Raw genomic sequence first — 17070 nt, forward strand, 5'->3', positions numbered from 1 at the left:
GCTTACCGATCCGGCCGGCTTACCGATCCGGCCGGCTTACCGATCGGGCTGACTCAGCGATCCGGTCGACTCACCAATCCGGGGGCATCCATGGAGCGCGTTGAACTGGAGTGCTTTCTCATCCTCGCCGAGGAGCTGCACTTCGGCCGCACGGCGGACCGGCTGCGGCTGTCCCGCGCCAGGGTGAGCCAGCTCGTCCAGCGCCTGGAGCGCCGCGTCGGCGCCCCGCTGTTCGTGCGTACGAGCCGCCGCGTCGCCCTCACCGCCCTCGGCCGGCAGCTCCGTGACGACCTCGAACCGCACCATCGCGCGGTCGGCGCCGCCGTCGCGCGGGCCGCCGCCACCGCGCGCGGCATCAGTGGCGTGCTGCATGTCGGCTTCTCCACCCCGCTGGCCGGGGAGATCGTGATGAAAGCCGCGGAGGCACTGCGCGCCGGCCATCCCGAGCTGGGCGTGGAGATCTGTGAGGTGCCGCTCTCGGACCCGTTCGGACAGCTGCGCAGCGGCGAGTTCGATGTCCAGCTCACGGAGTTCCCGGTACGTGAGGACGATCTCGGCGAGGGTCCCACCCTGCTCACGGAGGGGCGCGTGCTGGCGGTCTCCTCCGGGCATCCGCTGTCCGCCCGCGGGAAGGTGTCGCTCGAAGACCTGGCCGAGGTGCCGTTGCTGACGATCGCCGGTGAACTCCCCGACTACCGGCTGGAACAGCGGGTGCCCGCGCACACGCCCAGCGGCAGACCGATCCGTCGCGGCCCGGCCGTCACCCATATGCAAGAGGCGCTCACGCTCGTCGCCGGTGGCAAGGGGGCCCTGCTGTCGGTCGCGCACACCGCCACGTATTACCCGCGGCCGGGCGTCACGTACCTGCCGTTCGAGGACGCCGACCCCATCGGGTACGGCCTGGTGTGGCGGGCCGGGGACGACACCGGCGCCGTCCAGGTCTTCGCGCGCGCGGCGCTCGAAGTGACGAGGGACGCTCAACTCGCCCTCTGAGAAGCCGCGTTCACTCATTCTGATGAACGCCTGTCATTTTACGGACGTACCGACCTCCGCCTCGCACAGTGGATAACGGATGCACGCCGGTCACAGCCGGTCACAGCCTGACGGAGGGCGAGACATCATGCGTACGGAAGCACTCAACCGGGTCAAGCTCGTCTTCACACTCTTCGACGTCAACGGCAACGGATATCTCGAAGCGGACGATTTCGAGGCCATGGCGACTCATGTCATCCAGGCGGTGCCCAGCGCCGACGACGCGGCGAAGAGCGCGATGGCCGCCGCGTTCCGGACATACTGGACGACCGTGGTCGGCGAACTGGACGCCGACCGCGACGGCAAGGTCAGCTTCGACGAGTACACGGCCTGCGTCCTTTCCCCGGAACGCTTCAACGAGGCGATCGGCGAATTCGCCGAATCACTGTCCGCCCTGGGCGATCCGGAGGGCGATGGACTGGTCCGGCGGCCCACGTTCGTCGCGCTCATGATGGCCATCGGCTTCCGGCTCGCAAACATCCACGCCCTCTTCGACGCGTTCGGGCCCACGGACGCGGACCGGATCGCGCGGGCGACCTGGGCCGATGGCATCAGGGACTACTACGACCCCGACAAGGCGGGCATCCCGGGTGACCATCTGGTCGGTGACCTGGCGGTCTGACCCACGTACGTACCGGAGCCCGTCACGGCGTCGCCTGTCGCGGCGTCGCCCGTTACGGCGTCGCCCGTTACGGCGTCGCCCGTTACGGCGTCGCCCGTTACGGCGTCGCCCGTTACGGCGTCGCCGCCCTCCGTAGCGCGTCGAGCAGCCCGCGCAGCGCGATCGGGTCCGGCCCCGGTCCCCGTACCGCCGCGTAGATCGCCCTGACCGGCTCCGGATTCCTGATCTTGCGTATGACCACCGCCGGATGGTGGCCGGCCAGCCCGGTGACCGGAACGAGACTGATGCCCAGTCCGGCGGCGACAAAGCCCTGGGCCGTGGCGTAGTCCTCGCTCTCCACCACGAAGTCCGGGCTGAAGCCGGCCGCGCCGCACGCGGTGAGGATGGCGTCGAGGCACGGACCGGGCCACTCACTGCCGACCCATGGCTCCTCGGCGAGGTCGGACAGTTCGAGTACCCGCTTCGTGGCGAGCCGGTGCCCCCTGGGCAGCACGGCGCGGTACGTGTCGTCGAGAAGGTGCACGAACCGTACGCCGTCGACAAAGAGCCCGCCCAACGGCCGCCCCGGCTCCTCCGACCGTCCTGGCTCCTTCGGCCGCCCCAGCTCCTCCGACCGTCCCAGCTCCTTCGGCCGGACCACGAGCGCCACATCCGCCCGGCCCTCCCTCACCTCCGGCAGCGGGTCGTCGGAACCCGTGAGCCTCAGATCGACCTGTACGCCCGGATGTTCACGGCGGAGCTCCGCCAGCGCGGGCGCCACCAGGGTGGCTCCCACCGTGGCGAAGTAGCGGACCACCACCCGTCCCGTCCGGCCCGCCCGCAGGTCCGCCAACGCCGTCTCCGCCTCGGCGACCTGTCTGCCGATGAGAGCCGCGTACTCGGTCAGCAACCGCCCGGCGTCGGTCGGCCGCACCCCGCGCCCGGACCGCTCCAGCAGCGTGATCCCCGCCTCCTTCTCCAGCGTCGCCATCTGCTGGCTGACGGCGGAGGGTGTGTAGCCGAGGTTCCGGGCCGCCGCGGTGACCGACCCACTGGTCACCACCGCCCGCAGCAACTGCATGCGCCGCATATCAAGCATGTAGGAGAGCTTAATGGTGAGTGCAGTTCTTTTCGCTTGTCTTACGACAGCCCGCTGAGACACGGTGAAACCCCCACCCGCCCCGCAGGAGGCGCACCGTGCTCAGCGGCTCACGAAGAACCCTTCTCCGCATGGCTGTTCTCGCCCTGCTGTGGGGATCGGGCTTCCTCTGGATCAAGATCGCCCTGACCGGAGGACTGTCACCCCTCCACATCACCGTCATCCGCTGCGCACTCGGGACGGCCGTCCTGTTGGCCCTGGCGTTCTCCGCCGGCCAGCGCCTCCCCCGCGACCGCGGGACTTGGGGCCATCTCGTCGTGGCCGCGTTCTTCTGCAACGCCCTGCCGTTCTTCCTCTTCGGCATCGGCGAGCAGACCGTGGATTCCAGCGTCGCCGGCGTACTCAACGCCACAACGCCCCTCTGGTCCCTGCTGATCGGACTCGCGCTCGGTACGGAGCGGGGGCTACGGCCGCTCCGACTGGCCGGTCTGCTCCTCGGTTTCGCCGGCACCCTGCTCATCTTCGCGCCCTGGCAGCGGAGCGGACTGACGAGTTGGGGCGCCCTGGTCCTGCTCGGCGCGGCGGTCAGCTACGCGGTGGCCTTCGCCTATATGGCCCGCCACCTCACCGGCCGGGGCACCGCGCCGCTCGCACTCTCCGCAGCCCAACTCCTCGCCGCGACGGGCCTGACGACCCTCGCCCTTCCCACCGCCCCGGCGGCTCCCGGCGGCCCGACCCTCACCGCCGTGATCGCCGTCGTCATCCTGGGCACCCTGGGCACGGGCGTCACGTTCCACCTCAACTACCGGCTCCTCGACGACGAGGGCCCCACCACCACCGCCACGGTCGGCTATCTCCTGCCGGTGGTGTCGGTGACCCTCGGCGCGCTCGTCCTCGGCGAGCAGCTGAGCGCCCGCGTCCTCGCGGGCATGGTGATCGTGCTGATCGGCGTCGGCATGACGCGCGGTGTCACTCGTTGTGCAGCACCTTCGCGATCGTGAGCCGGGCCGAGCAGAACCCGGACTGCCGGGTGCTCATGCTGACCACCTTCGACCTCGACCGTTACGTGTACGCCGCCCTGGCTCTCGGCGCGAGCGGCTTCCTGCTGAAGGACGTCACCCCGCAGCACCTCGCCGCCGCCGTACGCCTCATCAACACCGGTGACGCGCTGCTCTCCCCGTCGATCACCCGGCGTCTCGTCGAACGCTTCGCCACCGGCGACCACCGTCCCGGCCACCCAGCCGGCAACCCGTCCGGTCACCGGTCCGACAACCCGTCCGGCAACCGGTCCGGCCACGCGCCCGGACTCCCCGCCGTCCACCGCGATCTCACGTCCCTGACACCTCGCGAGCTGAAGGTCCTGACCCTCATGGGCGGCGGCCTCTCGAACGCCGAACTCGCCCGGGAACTCACCCTCAGCGAAGCCACCGTGAAGACCCATGTCGCCCGTATCTTCGCCAAGCTCGCCCTGCGCGACCGCGCCCAGGCCGTCGTCCTGGCCTACGAGACGGAGCTGGTCTCGCCAGGAGGTCCCGCCATCCAGCCGCCGCCCAAGGCGTGTTGACGCCCCACCCGCCCGCACGCTGTACGCACGACCGTACGCCGTGCGCGCCAAGCTGTCCTGGGCGGCCGGAGACACCGACGAGTGCGCATGTCGGCCGACGAGCAGCCGTTCCCGTCCGTGTGGACCCGTCCGCGCCGGCAGCGGCGGGAGCAGCCGGCGCTGAGCCGGGAACAGATCGTGTCCACGGCCCTCCAGTTGCTGGACGCCGAGGGAATCGACGCCCTGAGCATGCGGAAGCTCGGTACCCGGCTGAACGCGGGTGCCACCTCGATGTACTCGCACGTGGCCAACAAGGACGAGCTGATCGAGCTGATCGTGGACGAGGTCTACGGTGAGATCGAGCTGCCGGACGCCGGAGACCCGGCGCGGTGGCGCGCGACCGTCACCCACTGGGCCCACAGCCTGCGCTCGGCGTTCCTGCGGCACCCCTGGATCGTCCCCATGCTCGGTGAGGCGGGGGTGGCCCACCTGGGGCCGAACATGTTGAGGCTGTCCGAGAGTCTCCTCACCGTCTTCGAGGAGGCGGGCTTCTCGCTGCCGGAGGCGGACCGGGCCGTGAACACCGTCGCCTCGTACGTCATCGGGATATCCACCAGCGAGGCCGCGTGGGTAACGATGCTCGCCCGCAGCGGTCGGAGCGAGCAGGAGTGGACGGAGCGGCTGTGGCCGGCCGCCGAACGGGCCGCGGCGCCGTACCCACGCCTGCGCAGGCTGTACGCCGCACAGCGCGGCCAGGACATGGGCGGCGCCCGCGAGGACAACTTCGACGGCGGGCTCGTCTGCGTACTCGACGGCCTGGAGACCCGGCGCGCCCAAGGCTGACCCCGGACAGATCCCGGACAGACCCCGGTCGAGGAATCGCCGCTTCGTTGAAATATCACACATAGCGATCACTCCGCATTTTTTGCCAGATCGGGCGACGATACGGTGTGTCGTTTTACGAAGTCTTGGTCTTCTGTAAATGTGTGCCCGTCAGCACATCGCCTGAACTCGTGATCGGGCGGGTTCTGGAATGAGGGAGAACCATGCGCTACGGCAATGCCTTGCGAGAAGCGGTCGAATCACCTCGCACGACACCTCTCATCGGCATCTACGACATGTACTCGGCCTCGATCGCGGCCCAGCACTACAACGGATTCTTTGTCTCCGGCTTCGGCTTCGCCGCTTCCCATTACGGGCTGCCGGACATCGGTTTCATCGCCTGGCCCGACATGGTGGCCTTCGCGGAGCGGCTTCGTCTGGCGTTTCCTCGCCATCACATGCTCGTCGACATCGACGACGGGTACGTCGACCCCGAGGTCGCGTGCCATGTCGTCCAGCGGCTGGAGCGTGCCGGGGCCTCGGGGGTGATTCTGGAGGACCAGAAGCGCCCACGACGCTGCGGGCACGCGGACGGGAAGCTGATCCTGCCGCTGGAGGAGTACCTGGCCAAGCTCGATCTGGTCCTGCGCAGCAGGGAGGAGATGCTTGTGGTGGCGCGTACGGACGCCACGGAGGAGTCGGAGATCGTACGGCGCGCCGCCGCGCTGGCGGAGACGGACGCGGATGTCGTCCTCGTCGACGGCGTGCGGAGCGTGGAGTGGATTCGTAAGATCCGCTCGGTCGTGGGCGACAAGCCGCTGCTGTTCAACCAGATCGCGGGCGGAAAGTCGCCGAGGCTCTCCCTCTCCGAACTCTCCGACCTGGGTGTCAATCTCGCCATCTACAGCACGCCGTGCCTTTTCGCCGCGCACGGTGCGATCGACGGCGCGCTGGTCGATCTGAAAATGGCGGACGGACGGCTGCCGGACACCAGGGAGACGGGAGCGATCGGGGTCAAGGGATCAACGGAATTGCTGGAAAAGAACATCAGCAGACACCACGACATTCGCGTATCGGTGTCGGTCTGACCACGGGAATTCCCTCTTGTCATCTCATTTCCTTCGGTCCGGCACCGGCCGGCACCGTCTTCCGAAGAGAACGCCCCTTCTCAGGGGAGTCTCCACGACGGGTGTCATCGTCGCGGCGACGACGAGCGTCCTGTGCGGTGCCGGTGCCGCACAGGCCGACGACGACGACGCCGAGCGGTCGGGGCCGGTCGCCGGACGCAACGTCGGCCTGCTCGTGATCGACAACTCCCACGCCGACTCATGGCTGGAGATCGACCGGACGCTCAACATGCTGTTCAGAAGCAAGGGCACGGCGGGCAGCGACCACGACGGGGGTGGTGGCGCCATCGACGTGCGGACCGGGGATGTCGGACCCGGACCCGGGAACGGGAGCGGGAGCGGGAGCGGGAGCGGCGACCGGACCGGGCCCTGCCCATGTTCGCGCCCCTCCGACACCGGCTCGGACACCGGCTCGGGCACCGGCTCGGGCACCGGCTCGGGTGGTGTCATCGAGCAGATCGGGCAGATCGGGCATCCGCCGTACCAAGGCGAGAACGGTGAATGACGTGACCTCTAAGTCCTGGCTGATGTCCTGGCCAGGCCGGCTGGGAAGGGCGATCGACCTCTATGTCGTCGCCCTTCTCGGCACGGTCGTGCTCGCGGCGCTGCTGCCCGCGAGCGGCCGGGCGGCCCTGGCCGTCGGCGGTGCCGCCGACCTCGCCATCGCGCTGCTCTTCTTCCTCTACGGCGCGCGGCTCTCCACCCGTGAGGCGGTCGACGGACTGCGGCAGTGGAAACTCCACCTCGTGATCGGGGCCAGTACGTTCGCGCTCTTCCCGTTGCTCGGGCTGGCCGCGGGCGGACTCGTACCGTTCCTCCTCACCGACCAGCTCTACACCGGTCTCCTCTTCCTCTGCGTCGTCCCCTCGACCGTCCAGTCGTCGATCGCGCTGACCTCCACCGCCAGGGGCAATGTCCCGGCCGCCATCTGCGCCGGTACGTACTCCAGCCTGTTCGGCATGGTCGCCACCCCGCTGCTCGCGGCCTGGCTGATCGGCTCCACCGTCAGCTTCTCGGCCCATGGAGCGGTGGCCATCACCACCCAGCTCCTGCTTCCCTTCGTCGCCGGGCAGGTGGCGCGCCGCTGGATCGGCGCTTTCATCGGCCGCCACAAGAAGCGGATCGGCCTGCTGGACCGGTTCTCCATCCTTCTCGTCGTCTATACGGCCTTCAGCCTGGGCATGGCCGAGGGCATCTGGCGGCAGATCACCCCCGCGCGGCTGGCCGGTCTGGTCGCGCTGGCCATGCTCCTGCTGACGGTGGCCCTCGCGACGACCTCGTTCGCCGCGCGGCGCCTGGGCTTCGGCCCGGAGGACCGGATCACGATCGTCTTCTGCGGCTCCAACAAGAGCCTGGCGACGGGGCTGCCCATGGCGGCGGTGCTGTTCGGCGCCTCGGCGGGCCCGGTGATCCTGCCCCTCATGATCTTCCACCAGGTGCAGCTGATGGTGTGCGCGGTCATCGCGGGCCGCTGGGCCCGCCGGCCCCTGGAAACCGCGTTCGATCGGACCCCCGCGCAGGCGTCCCGGTCTGTTCCCCTGCGGGAGACGGCCCGCTGATCGGCTGATCACCGGTGCCGGTCTCTTCCCCGCCGAGAGCCTGCCCTTCAGAGAGCCTGTCCTGCCGAGAGCCTTCCGCTCCGAGAGCGGTTCCGGGAAAATCTTCGCGAGTCCGTGCCGCGAGCTGTCGAGAACGCGCGACCCGCTCCGACGTCCCCTGTGAAAGTCGCCCACGAGGGGTGACGGCGTACCGAGGAACAGAGGAGACGACATCATGAAGTACCTGGTGATGGTGCAGGGCGCGCAGGCCGACTACGACGCGATGGCCGGCAAGGCGTCCGCCCACAGTCCTGCCTGGAGCGAGGAGGATCTGCGGGCGATGTTCTCCTACATGGAAGAGCTCAACAACGACCTCGCCGAGAGCGGCGAGATGGTGGACGGGAACGGTCTGGCCGAGCCCGCCGCCACGCGCGTCGTCGGAGTCGGCGACGACGGCCGGCCCGTGATCACGGACGGCCCGTACGGCGAGACCAAGGAACTGCTCGCCGGCTACTGGGTACTGGACTGCGAGAGCCTGGAGCGCGTGACGGAGATCGCCGAGCGCTTCCTGCGGTGCCCGGCGCCCGAGGGCTCCCCGATCTACCCCGTGGTCATCCGGCCCATCCCGGACATCGGCGGCGGCGACGTCTGAGACGTGTGAGACGTACGGCATGAGGCCCGGAAGGGAGATCGAGGACCTGCTGCGGCTGCACACGCCGCAGGTCCTCGGCGCGCTGGTACGCCGGTACGGGCACTTCGGCGCGGCCGAGGACTCCGTACAGGAGGCGCTGCTCGCCGCGGCACGGCAGTGGCCCGAGACGGGAGTGCCCGACAACCCGCGCGGCTGGCTGATCAGGGTCGCCTCCCGACGGCTCATGGACCAGTTGCGCGCCGATGAGGCGCGGCGACTGCGCGAGGAGACGGCCGCGGCGCTCACCCCGCGCGACGCGTTCACAGCGCCGCCGCCGGGTGAGAGCCGCGCGCCGTCCCAGGACGACACCCTCACCCTGCTCTTCCTCTGCTGCCATCCCGAACTGGCGCCCGCCGCGCAGATCGCGCTCACGCTGCGTGCCGTCGGCGGTCTGACCACGGCCGAGATCGCCCGGGCCCATCTGGTGCCCGAGGCGACGATGGCGCAGCGGATCAGCAGGGCCAAGCGGCGGATCAGAGGGGTGCCCTTCCGGCAGCCGGGGCCCGAGGACCGGGACCAACGGCTCGCGCCCGTGCTCCAGGTGCTCTATCTGATCTTCAACGAGGGCTATACGGCGACCTCCGGCAGCGATCTGCACCGCGCCGATCTCGCCCGCGAGGCGATCCGGCTGACCCGGGCCTTGCGCCGGCTGCTGCCCCGGGAGGGCGCGGTGACCGGGCTGTTGGCGCTGATGCTGCTCACCGACGCCCGTAGCGCGGCACGTACGGGGCCGGACGGCGAACTGATCCCGCTGGACGAGCAGGACCGTTCCCTCTGGGATCCGAAGGCGATCGCGGAAGGCACCGCGCTGGTGACGGAGGCGCTGTCCCAGGGACCGGCCGGCGCCTACCAGTTGCAGTCGGCCATCGCCGCGCTCCACGACGAGGCGGCCCGCGCCGAGGACACCGACTGGCCGCAGATCCTGGCCCTGTACAACATCTTGGTGCGCCGGGCGCCCGAGCCCATGGCCGAACTCGGCAGGGCCGTGGCCGTCGCGATGGTGCGCGGCCCCCGGGCCGGACTGGACGAGATCGCCGTCCTGGAGGACCGGTTGGCGGGCCATCACCGGCTCGACGCCGTACGCGCGCATTTGCTGGAGAAGGCGGGAGACATCGAAGGCGCGCGAGCCGCCTACCGGTTGGCCGCCGGGGGTACGCTCAGCGTGCCCGAGGCACGGTACCTGCGGACGCGCGCCGCCGGACTGCCGGCCTGAGCCCCCGCGCCCCTCACCCGGAGATTGTCATCCAATGACATCTCCATGAGAGATCTGATCCAACTGGCCTTTATTCTATCTTTAGGCCCTTTGGGTGCAATTGAACAGATAGTCCATTCCTGTGTGCGCCATGGACGTTGTTACGCACGTGGATCCACGTGAACTCTGGGAGCGGAACACTGTCCTGGCCGAAGCGTTCTGCGCCAGCGATGAGCGTGTACGCCAAGCACAGTCAGTGCTGGACGAGGCGCAGGCCGAGCGGAGCAGGACGCTCGCGGCCTTCTCCGTGACGGTCGGGAACGACGGCGCGGTCGCCGATCTGATGGGCCTGAACGAACGGGAAGTGCGGGTCGCCCGGCGCACGGTGGGCCGGGAGGACGCCCGGTCCGTCGCCGAGGAACTCCTGATCCGCGGAGCGCAGCCACCGCCACCACCGCTCACACCGCTGATCCCGCAGGGACCGCCCCAGACTCCGCCGCCCCCGCCACAAGCACAGGCACAGGGGCAGGCCCAGGGGCAGGGACAGGGGCAGGGGCAGGGACAGGGGCAGGGGCAGGGACAGGGACAGCCGCCGATGTCCGATCCCGCCGCCGATACCTTCTCGATGTCGGAGGTCCATCTGCCCCAGCCCCGGGGCGAGATGCCTCCCCCGCAGCCGGACACGATGCCGCAGGACGCGCAGACAGCGGCCGCGCCCACCGACTTCCATCCCCATGCGGTGGAGGAGACCGTGGTCTGGTCGGCGAGCATGGACTCCGTCCTGCTGTGGAGCTGGAAGTCCGGCCTCGACCTTCAGACGGTCGCCGCCGAGCTGGGCCTCGATCTGCGGGCGCTGCTGCTCCGCGTACAGACCCTGGCCAACGACGGGCTGCTCACGCCCCGTACCCCGCCCTCCGACAGCGGTCAGTCCGGCCGCCATCGCCGGCACGAGGACCCGTACGCGGCCCTCATCAGCCCGGCGACCACGCCGTTCCCCGTCTACCACTGAGGGCCGGGGCCCGCACGGCCGGCGGGCGCGGCGGAAGCGCTCAGCGGTGTTCCCGCGCGCCGTCCAGCCGGCGCGGCAGGTCGCGGGGGTTGCCGTCGGAGACATCCGCGGGGAGGAAGTCGGCCGGGACGTCCTGGTAGCAGACCGGGCGCAGGAAGCGGCGGACGGACAGGGTGCCGACCGAGGTCGTGCGTACGTCCGAGGTGGCGGGGTACGGGCCGCCGTGCACCATGGCGTGGCTGACCTCCACCGCCGTGGGCCAGCCGTCGTAGAGGACGCGGCCCGCCCTGGTCTCCAGGAGCGGCAGCAGGGCGGCGGCGGTCTCGTGGTCACCGGTGCCGTGGTGGACCGTGGCGGTCAACTGGCCCCGCAAGGCGCGGGCCACCTCGATGAGTTGGGACGTATCACGGCAGGTCACCACGGTCGCGGCGGCGCCGAACGGCTGATCCTGGAGTTCCGGCCGGCTCAGGAACGTCTCGGCGGGGACCGTGAGCAGCCGGGGCGCGCAGGTGTTGGCGCCCTCGCCCGGCTGTCCGGCGGCGATCTCCCGTACGTCCTCGACCGCCGCCAGCGCCGCCGCCGCGCGCTCGTACGCGTCGTGGAGGGCGCGGGTCCGCACCGTCTGCGCGATCCGGGCGGACACCGCACGGCCGGCCGCCGCCAGGAACTCCGCCAGCTCGGGTCCGTTGACGGCGGCCAGCAGCCCCGGCCGGGTACGGAACTGCCCGGCGCCCGCCGTCAGCGCGCCGATGAACCCCTCGACCAGCGCGGCGGACCGGTCACGGAGGGCGCCGGGCAGCAGGAAGACCGGGTTGACGCTGCTCATCTCGGCGTACACCGGGACCGGTTCGGGGCGGGCGGCGGCCGTACGCATCAGTGCCTCGCCGCCCGCCCGCGATCCGGTGAAGCCGACCGCCCGGATCCGGGGGTCGGCGACCAGGGCCCGGCCCAGTTCCGCGCCGGAGCCGAAGAGCAGCGAGAACACGCCCTCCGGCAGCTCGCTCTCGCGTACGGCGGCGGCCACGGCCGAGCCGACCAGTTCCGAGGTGCCCAGATGGGCGCTGTGCGCCTTGAGCACGACGGGGCAGCCGGCGGCGAGCGCGGCCGTGCTGTCACCGCCCGCCACCGAGAAGCCGAGCGGGAAGTCGCTCGCGCCGAACACCGCCACGGGCCCGATGCCGATATGACGCTCCCGCAGATCGGGCCGCGGCTCGGGGACGCGGTCCGGCAGCGCGCGGTCGATCCGTACCTCCGCCCAGGCGCCGTAGCGCACCTCGGCCGCGAAAAGCCGCAACTGCCCCGTCGTACGGTCCCGTTCGCCGGTGACCCGGTCAGCGGGAAGGCCGCTCTCGGCGACGGCCCGGACGATCAGCTCCTTGCCGAGCGCCTCGATACGGTCCGCGATCCGCTCCAGGAAGGTCGCCCGCCGCTCGGGGGAGGTGGCGCGGTAGCCCGGGGCGGCCCGCTCGGCCAGTTCGCAGGCGCGGGCGACGTCCTCGGGGGTACCGGAGCCGTAGCCGGGCTCCAGCGGGGTGTCCGTACGGGGATCGACCGAGGCGACCGCCGGGCCTCGGCCGGGCCGCCGCTCGGCGCCGAGAAACATCGCTCCTGTCAGGGGCATGGTGCGCTACCTCACCTCTCTGCTCTGGGCTTCGTCGGGCGGCGTGCGACGTACGGCGGGCGGCGGGCGGCGGGCGGCGGGCGGTACGCGACGGGCGGTAGGCGGCGGGCGGTACGCGACGGGCGGCGGGCGGTACGCGGCGGGCGATCGCGTGGCCCGGGGCCGACGGGGATCAGCCGCCCCCGGGGTCCTTGCCGCGGTCCGGCCCGAACTGCTTCGGCGGCTCCGCCGGGCTGAGGTGTGCCACCAGATCGGCGAGCTCCACGCACGCGTCCTCGACCTTCAGCCGGACGTTCCGCTGCTCCGTGACGATCGCCGCCAGCAGCAGCGAGGTCAGCGCGACGGACCCGTTGAGGGCCTGGAGGCTGACCAGCCGCTCGATGAGGGTGTGGTGTTCGAACCCCCCGACGCGGTCGGTCGCCTCCGAGATCGCCAGTACCGAAACGAACAGCGCGTACGGCGCGCTCGCGGAGAGCTGGAAGCGCAGCGCGGCCCAGATGAGCACCGGGAAGACGAGGAAGAGCACGGAGAATCTGCTCATGGTGGCCAGCGGCGTCACGACGACAGCGGTGATCAACAGGGCCACCGCCTCGGGCCAGCGGCGGAAGTCCCTGACCCGGGGGCGCCGGGCCCTGCGGAGCATGAGCAGCATCGGCGTGACCACCAGCACCCCCATGGCGTCGCCCACCCACCACGCCGTCCAGGTCGGCCAGAACCCCTCGGGCCGCAGCTTGCCGCCGAGCACCAGCATCCACGCTCCCAGCGTCGCGCTGATCAGCATCCCGGCCAGCGCCCCGAGGAACACCAGGGCGACCCCGTCCCGCAGCCGGTCCAGCTCCGTACGGAAACCCACGCGCCGGAGCATCAGAACGGAGCAGACCGGGGCGAGGGCGCTTGCCGCGATGACCCCGATGTCGAAGAGATGGACGGGACCGAGCGTCATGATGGTGATGAGGGCGCCGAGCGCGATCCCCGGCCAGATCCCGATGCCCAGGAAGAGCAGGCAGGCCACCGCGATGCCCGAGGACGGCCAGAGAGGCGTCACGACCGCGCCCGAGATCAGCAGCTGCTTCAGCAGACCGAGCTGTGCGGCCCCGGCATAGGCGGCGGCGACGCCGAGAATCCGGAGAACGGCCAGGGAGAGACGTCGGACTTCCTCGGTAGGCACCACATCAGCCATCAGACAACGCCCGCCGCCCGGGTACGCCGTGACACGCACTGCCGGAAGGCTCGCGTCACCCCGGACCCTACGCGCGGACAACGGACAGCGGACAGCGGACAGCGGCCTGGGCAGCGGACAACGGACAGCGGCCTGGGCAGCGGACAGCGGCCTGGGCGGTGGCCCGGGCCACCGCCCGAACAGTCAGCGGCACGGGCCGCGCGCGCCGACGGGACCGTCCGGTACGGAGTCATGGCAGAGGACGAGCACGGCGGCGTCGTCCGCGTGACCGGTCAGCTCGGCCACCTTCAGCACCTCGGTGGCCATCGCGCCCGGGTCCGCACCGACGCCGGCGGCCTCGGCGGCCAGGACCGCGGCGGCGGTCAGCTGGGCCACCCGCCCGAGGCCGTCCTCGACCGAGAACGCGGGGCCTTCGACCACACCGTCCGTGACCAGCACGAACGCCCCGGTGTCCGTCAGGCGGCGGCGGATCACCGGGTATATCTCCCCCGGCAGGATGCCCAGCGGCAGACCGCCCGGGTCCTCGTCGACACCCGAGCTGCCGTCCGCCGCGGCCCACACCGAGGCCACATGGCCGGCGCGGGCGCTCTCCAGCACGCGGGTGACCGGGTCGAAGCGGAGGAACGTACAGGTCGCGAAGAGGCTGGAGTCCACCGACAGCATCAGATCGTTCGCACGGCTCAGCACCTGACCGGGATCGCCGGCCGCCGCCGCGACCGCCCGCAGACCGATCCGTACCTGCCCCATGATCACGGCCGCCTCGACATCGTGCCCCTGGACATCGCCGACACAGAACGCCAGCGCGCCGTCGGGCAGCACGAAACCGTCGTACCAGTCGCCGCCGATATCCAGACCGTCCCGCGCGGGCGCGTACCTGGCGGCGGTCCGCAGCCCGGGTACGGCGGGGAGAAAGGGCGGGAGCATCGCGCGTTGCAGGGCCTCCGCCAGCTCCACCCGGGCGTGCTGAAGCTCCACCCGCCGCCGCGCCTGGGCGGTGAGCCGGCCGAGTGTGGTCAGCAGGTCGTCGGCGCTCGCCGACCGGCTGGGACGACGCCGGGTCATGCACCGCTCCGAGGTACGTCCGTTGGTGGACCGCTGTGAGTTGTTCCTCGCAACGGAGTACAGAGGGGCCTCTCGCTCAAGCCTCACCTTCATCATATTTCCGGCACGCGTCTTCTGCCGGATAAGCCGTGACAGTCCGGTATGAGCATGGAATTCCCAGAATATGCACGCGGCACGAGACGTGCACCATGAACATCACGTGGGCGGCGCGGGGCGGAGCCGGGCCCTCACCGGGCCGGATTACGGCCGGCCGGCGGAGTCGCCCGCCTCGTTCGCGGCTCCGCCCGCGCCCAGGAGGGTGGTGGGGGTCGCGGCCGAGGCGGATTCCAGGGCCGGCAGGGCGCGGCGGGCTCGGTGCGCCGCGGCACGCGGGAGAGCCGCGCGTACGAGCTGGGCCGCGCGGAGCCAGGGCTGGGCATAGACATGGCGGGCGCGGCGTTCGATGCCGGCGGTGAGCCGGTCCACGGCCGGGGCCAGCGGATAGGTCCGGTTGGCGGGCCAGCGCATACGGGAGCGCAGCTCGCGGAGCGTGGAATCCTGCTCGGCGCTCCGGACCATGTCGGTATCGGTCCAGGTGAGATAGCCGACGCCAATCTCCACCCCGTGGTGCGCCACCTCCATACGGAGAGTGTGCGCGAAGGACTCCACCCCGGCCTTCGAGGCGCAGTAGGCCGTCATCATCGGGGCGGGGGCGAGGGCCGCGAGCGAGGCGATCTGGAGGTAGTAGCCGCGGGAGTCCAGCAGGGCGGGGAGGAAGGCGCGGGCGGTGTTGGCGCTGCCGATCAGATTGACCTCGATGACGCGGCGCCACGCGTCGGGTTCGGAGTGACGGAAGAGCCCGCCCGCCGCGACCCCCGCGTTGGCGACGACGACATCGACCGTACCGAAGCGCTCCTCGACGAGCCGTGCCGTACGCAGCATGGCCGCCGCGTCGGTGACATCCGCGTGCCAATGGTCCGCCTCGCCCGTCAATGACTCGGTGACACGGGCGAGTTCGGGCTTCTCCAGGCCGACGAGCGCCAGCCGGGCACCCCGCTCGGAGAGGGACCGGGCGAGCTGTTCGCCGACGCCGCGCGCGGCGCCGGTGATGACGGCGGTACGTCCTCGGAGCGGTGGATGCCTGCTCATGGTGGGTCCTCCGGAGTGAGAGTGAGGGGAGGCCGCCCCCCGGCGCGTGGCTGGAGGACGGCATTCCGTACGCCGGCGCATTGTGTACGCCGACGCATCGCGCGCACAGGCGCGGTGTGCAGGGGCGCGCGGGTACGCGCACAGGCGCGGTACGGCACGACGGTGCGTGCGGCGGCATGGGTCAGGCGCGTCGCAGCGCCAGTACCGCGTTGTGCCCGCCGAAGCCGAACGAGTGGCTGACCGCGCGGTCGATCCGCCGGCGCAACGGCTGCTTGGTCACGCAGTCGATGTCGAACTCGACGGCCGACGCGTCCAGGTTGGCGATCGGGGGTACGACGCCGTGCTGGAGCGTCAGCACGGTCAGGCCCGCCTCGATGGCGCCCGCCGCCCCCATACAGTGCCCGAGCACGCCCTTGGGCGCCGTGACCGGCGGCCGGTGCGGATAGACCCTGCTGATCAGCGCCGCCTCGGTCGCGTCGTTGAGCGGCGTCGACGTGCCGTGCGCGTTGACATGCTCGACATCACCCGACTGCCAGCCCGCGTCCCGCAGCGCCACCTCCACGGCGCGCTGGGCGACGGCGCCCGAGGGGTGCGGGCTCGTCGGGTGGTGCGCATCGGTCGTGGCACCGGCGCCCGCCAGCAGCGCGCGTGGCTCCGCGCCGCGCGCCCGCGCGTCCTGCTCGCGCTCCAGCACCATGATCGCCGCGCCCTCTCCCAGGACCAGCCCCGCGCGGTCCGAGGCGAAGGGCCGGCACAACAGCGCCGGGTCGTCGCCGGGACCTGCCGACGCGGCGGCGCCCGAGCGCACGAACCCGGTTATGGCGACCGGGAAGACGATGGACTCCGTCGCCCCCGCCACGGCGATGTCGCACTGCCCGGTGGAGAGCAGATCCCGTGCCACGGACAGCGCCGTGACCCCCGAGGAGCACGCCGTGCACGGCGCCATGCTGGGCCCGGTGGCGCGCATCTTGATGGCGATCTCGGCCGCCGGCATGTTCGGGATCGTGAGCAGGATGCCGGACGGGGAGGTCGCCTCGGGCCCGCGTCTGTCGAGCGCGACGGACTGTTCCGTCAGGCTGGCCGACCCCCCGCTGCTGGTCCCGACCACGACGGCGACCCGGGTGCCGTCCCAGCTCGTCGGGTCGAGTCCGGCGTCGGCGACCGCCTCGCGCGCGGCGAGGAGCGCGAACTTCACGTACCGGCCCATCCGGAAGGCCGTACGCCCACCGATCGCGGCGTCCAGATCGATGCCCTCGACCGTGCAGGCGAAGTCGACCGCGCAGCCGCTCAGTTCGGGTACCCGGTGCGCCGGGGAGACTCCCGCGCACACGCCGTGCCAGGTGGAGTCGGTGTCGTTCCCGGCCGGGGTGATCATCCCCAGACCGGTGATGGCGATGGCGGGTCCGGTCATCGGCCGACGCCCAC

The 17070-nt window shown here is 71.2% G+C and carries 17 protein-coding genes; 11 read left to right on the forward strand and 6 right to left on the reverse strand.

Annotation, left to right across the window (positions count from 1 at the left end; genetic code table 11):
* Positions 1-90: 90 nt before the first annotated feature.
* The gene (locus ACFRMN_RS22815; RefSeq protein WP_383022366.1) at positions 91-993 is read left to right on the forward strand and encodes a LysR substrate-binding domain-containing protein; all 903 of its coding nucleotides are present in this window, start codon (positions 91-93) and stop codon (positions 991-993) included.
* A gap of 127 nt (positions 994-1120) precedes the next feature.
* Complete coding sequence (locus ACFRMN_RS22820; RefSeq protein ID WP_383022368.1) at positions 1121-1654, forward strand: EF-hand domain-containing protein; 534 nt, start codon at positions 1121-1123, stop codon at positions 1652-1654.
* A 112-nt stretch (positions 1655-1766) separates the two neighbouring features.
* Here ACFRMN_RS22820 and ACFRMN_RS22825 read toward each other — a convergent pair whose 3' ends face one another.
* Positions 1767-2732 (reverse strand): LysR family transcriptional regulator, encoded by a 966-nt coding sequence (locus ACFRMN_RS22825; RefSeq protein ID WP_383022370.1) that lies wholly within the window; start codon positions 2730-2732, stop codon positions 1767-1769.
* Between the two features lie 131 nt (positions 2733-2863).
* Between ACFRMN_RS22825 and ACFRMN_RS22830 the strand changes: the two genes are divergently transcribed.
* From ACFRMN_RS22830 to ACFRMN_RS22870, 9 genes are all read left to right on the forward strand, one after another.
* Entirely contained in the window at positions 2864-3733 is an 870-nt protein-coding gene (locus ACFRMN_RS22830) for a DMT family transporter (protein ID WP_383022372.1), read from the forward strand.
* The gene (locus tag ACFRMN_RS22835) at positions 3730-4296 is read left to right on the forward strand and encodes a LuxR C-terminal-related transcriptional regulator (RefSeq protein WP_383022373.1); all 567 of its coding nucleotides are present in this window, start codon (positions 3730-3732) and stop codon (positions 4294-4296) included. Before ACFRMN_RS22830 ends, ACFRMN_RS22835 begins: the two co-directional genes overlap by 4 nt.
* A gap of 87 nt (positions 4297-4383) precedes the next feature.
* Positions 4384-5118 (forward strand): TetR/AcrR family transcriptional regulator, encoded by a 735-nt coding sequence (locus tag ACFRMN_RS22840; RefSeq protein ID WP_383022375.1) that lies wholly within the window; start codon positions 4384-4386, stop codon positions 5116-5118.
* 203 nt (positions 5119-5321) lie between these two features.
* A complete protein-coding gene (locus ACFRMN_RS22845; RefSeq protein WP_383022377.1) occupies positions 5322-6185 on the forward strand; it encodes an oxaloacetate decarboxylase in 864 nt (287 codons plus the stop codon).
* Between the two features lie 16 nt (positions 6186-6201).
* A complete protein-coding gene (locus tag ACFRMN_RS22850; protein WP_383022378.1) occupies positions 6202-6729 on the forward strand; it encodes a hypothetical protein in 528 nt (175 codons plus the stop codon).
* A gap of 22 nt (positions 6730-6751) precedes the next feature.
* On the forward strand, positions 6752-7783 hold the full coding sequence (locus ACFRMN_RS22855; RefSeq protein WP_383022528.1) for a bile acid:sodium symporter family protein: 1032 nt from the start codon (positions 6752-6754) through the stop codon (positions 7781-7783).
* A gap of 214 nt (positions 7784-7997) precedes the next feature.
* A complete protein-coding gene (locus ACFRMN_RS22860; protein ID WP_383022380.1) occupies positions 7998-8414 on the forward strand; it encodes a YciI family protein in 417 nt (138 codons plus the stop codon).
* Positions 8415-8433: 19 nt separating this feature from the next.
* Entirely contained in the window at positions 8434-9666 is a 1233-nt protein-coding gene (locus ACFRMN_RS22865; protein ID WP_383022382.1) for an RNA polymerase sigma factor, read from the forward strand.
* 130 nt (positions 9667-9796) lie between these two features.
* The gene (locus tag ACFRMN_RS22870; protein WP_383022384.1) at positions 9797-10654 is read left to right on the forward strand and encodes a hypothetical protein; all 858 of its coding nucleotides are present in this window, start codon (positions 9797-9799) and stop codon (positions 10652-10654) included.
* 40 nt (positions 10655-10694) lie between these two features.
* On the opposite strand, the gene ACFRMN_RS22875 is transcribed toward ACFRMN_RS22870, so the two are convergent.
* The 5 genes from ACFRMN_RS22875 to ACFRMN_RS22895 all read right to left on the reverse strand — a co-directional run bounded on the left by ACFRMN_RS22875 (position 10695) and on the right by ACFRMN_RS22895 (position 17056).
* A complete protein-coding gene (locus tag ACFRMN_RS22875; protein WP_383022385.1) occupies positions 10695-12275 on the reverse strand; it encodes an aldehyde dehydrogenase (NADP(+)) in 1581 nt (526 codons plus the stop codon).
* A gap of 172 nt (positions 12276-12447) precedes the next feature.
* Positions 12448-13446 carry an MASE1 domain-containing protein gene (locus tag ACFRMN_RS22880; RefSeq protein ID WP_383022387.1) on the reverse strand — a complete coding sequence of 333 codons (999 nt, stop codon included), beginning with the start codon at positions 13444-13446 and terminating at the stop codon, positions 12448-12450.
* Positions 13447-13638: 192 nt separating this feature from the next.
* Positions 13639-14517 carry a PP2C family protein-serine/threonine phosphatase gene (locus ACFRMN_RS22885; protein WP_383022389.1) on the reverse strand — a complete coding sequence of 293 codons (879 nt, stop codon included), beginning with the start codon at positions 14515-14517 and terminating at the stop codon, positions 13639-13641.
* 240 nt (positions 14518-14757) lie between these two features.
* Complete coding sequence (locus tag ACFRMN_RS22890; protein ID WP_383022390.1) at positions 14758-15645, reverse strand: SDR family oxidoreductase; 888 nt, start codon at positions 15643-15645, stop codon at positions 14758-14760.
* 181 nt (positions 15646-15826) lie between these two features.
* Positions 15827-17056, reverse strand: a complete 1230-nt coding sequence (locus ACFRMN_RS22895) for a beta-ketoacyl-[acyl-carrier-protein] synthase family protein (protein ID WP_383022392.1) — start codon at positions 17054-17056, stop codon at positions 15827-15829.
* Positions 17057-17070 lie beyond the last annotated feature (14 nt).

Origin of the sequence: Streptomyces sp. NPDC056835 (assembly GCF_042789485.1) — a bacterium.
GTDB lineage: Bacteria > Actinomycetota > Actinomycetes > Streptomycetales > Streptomycetaceae > Streptomyces.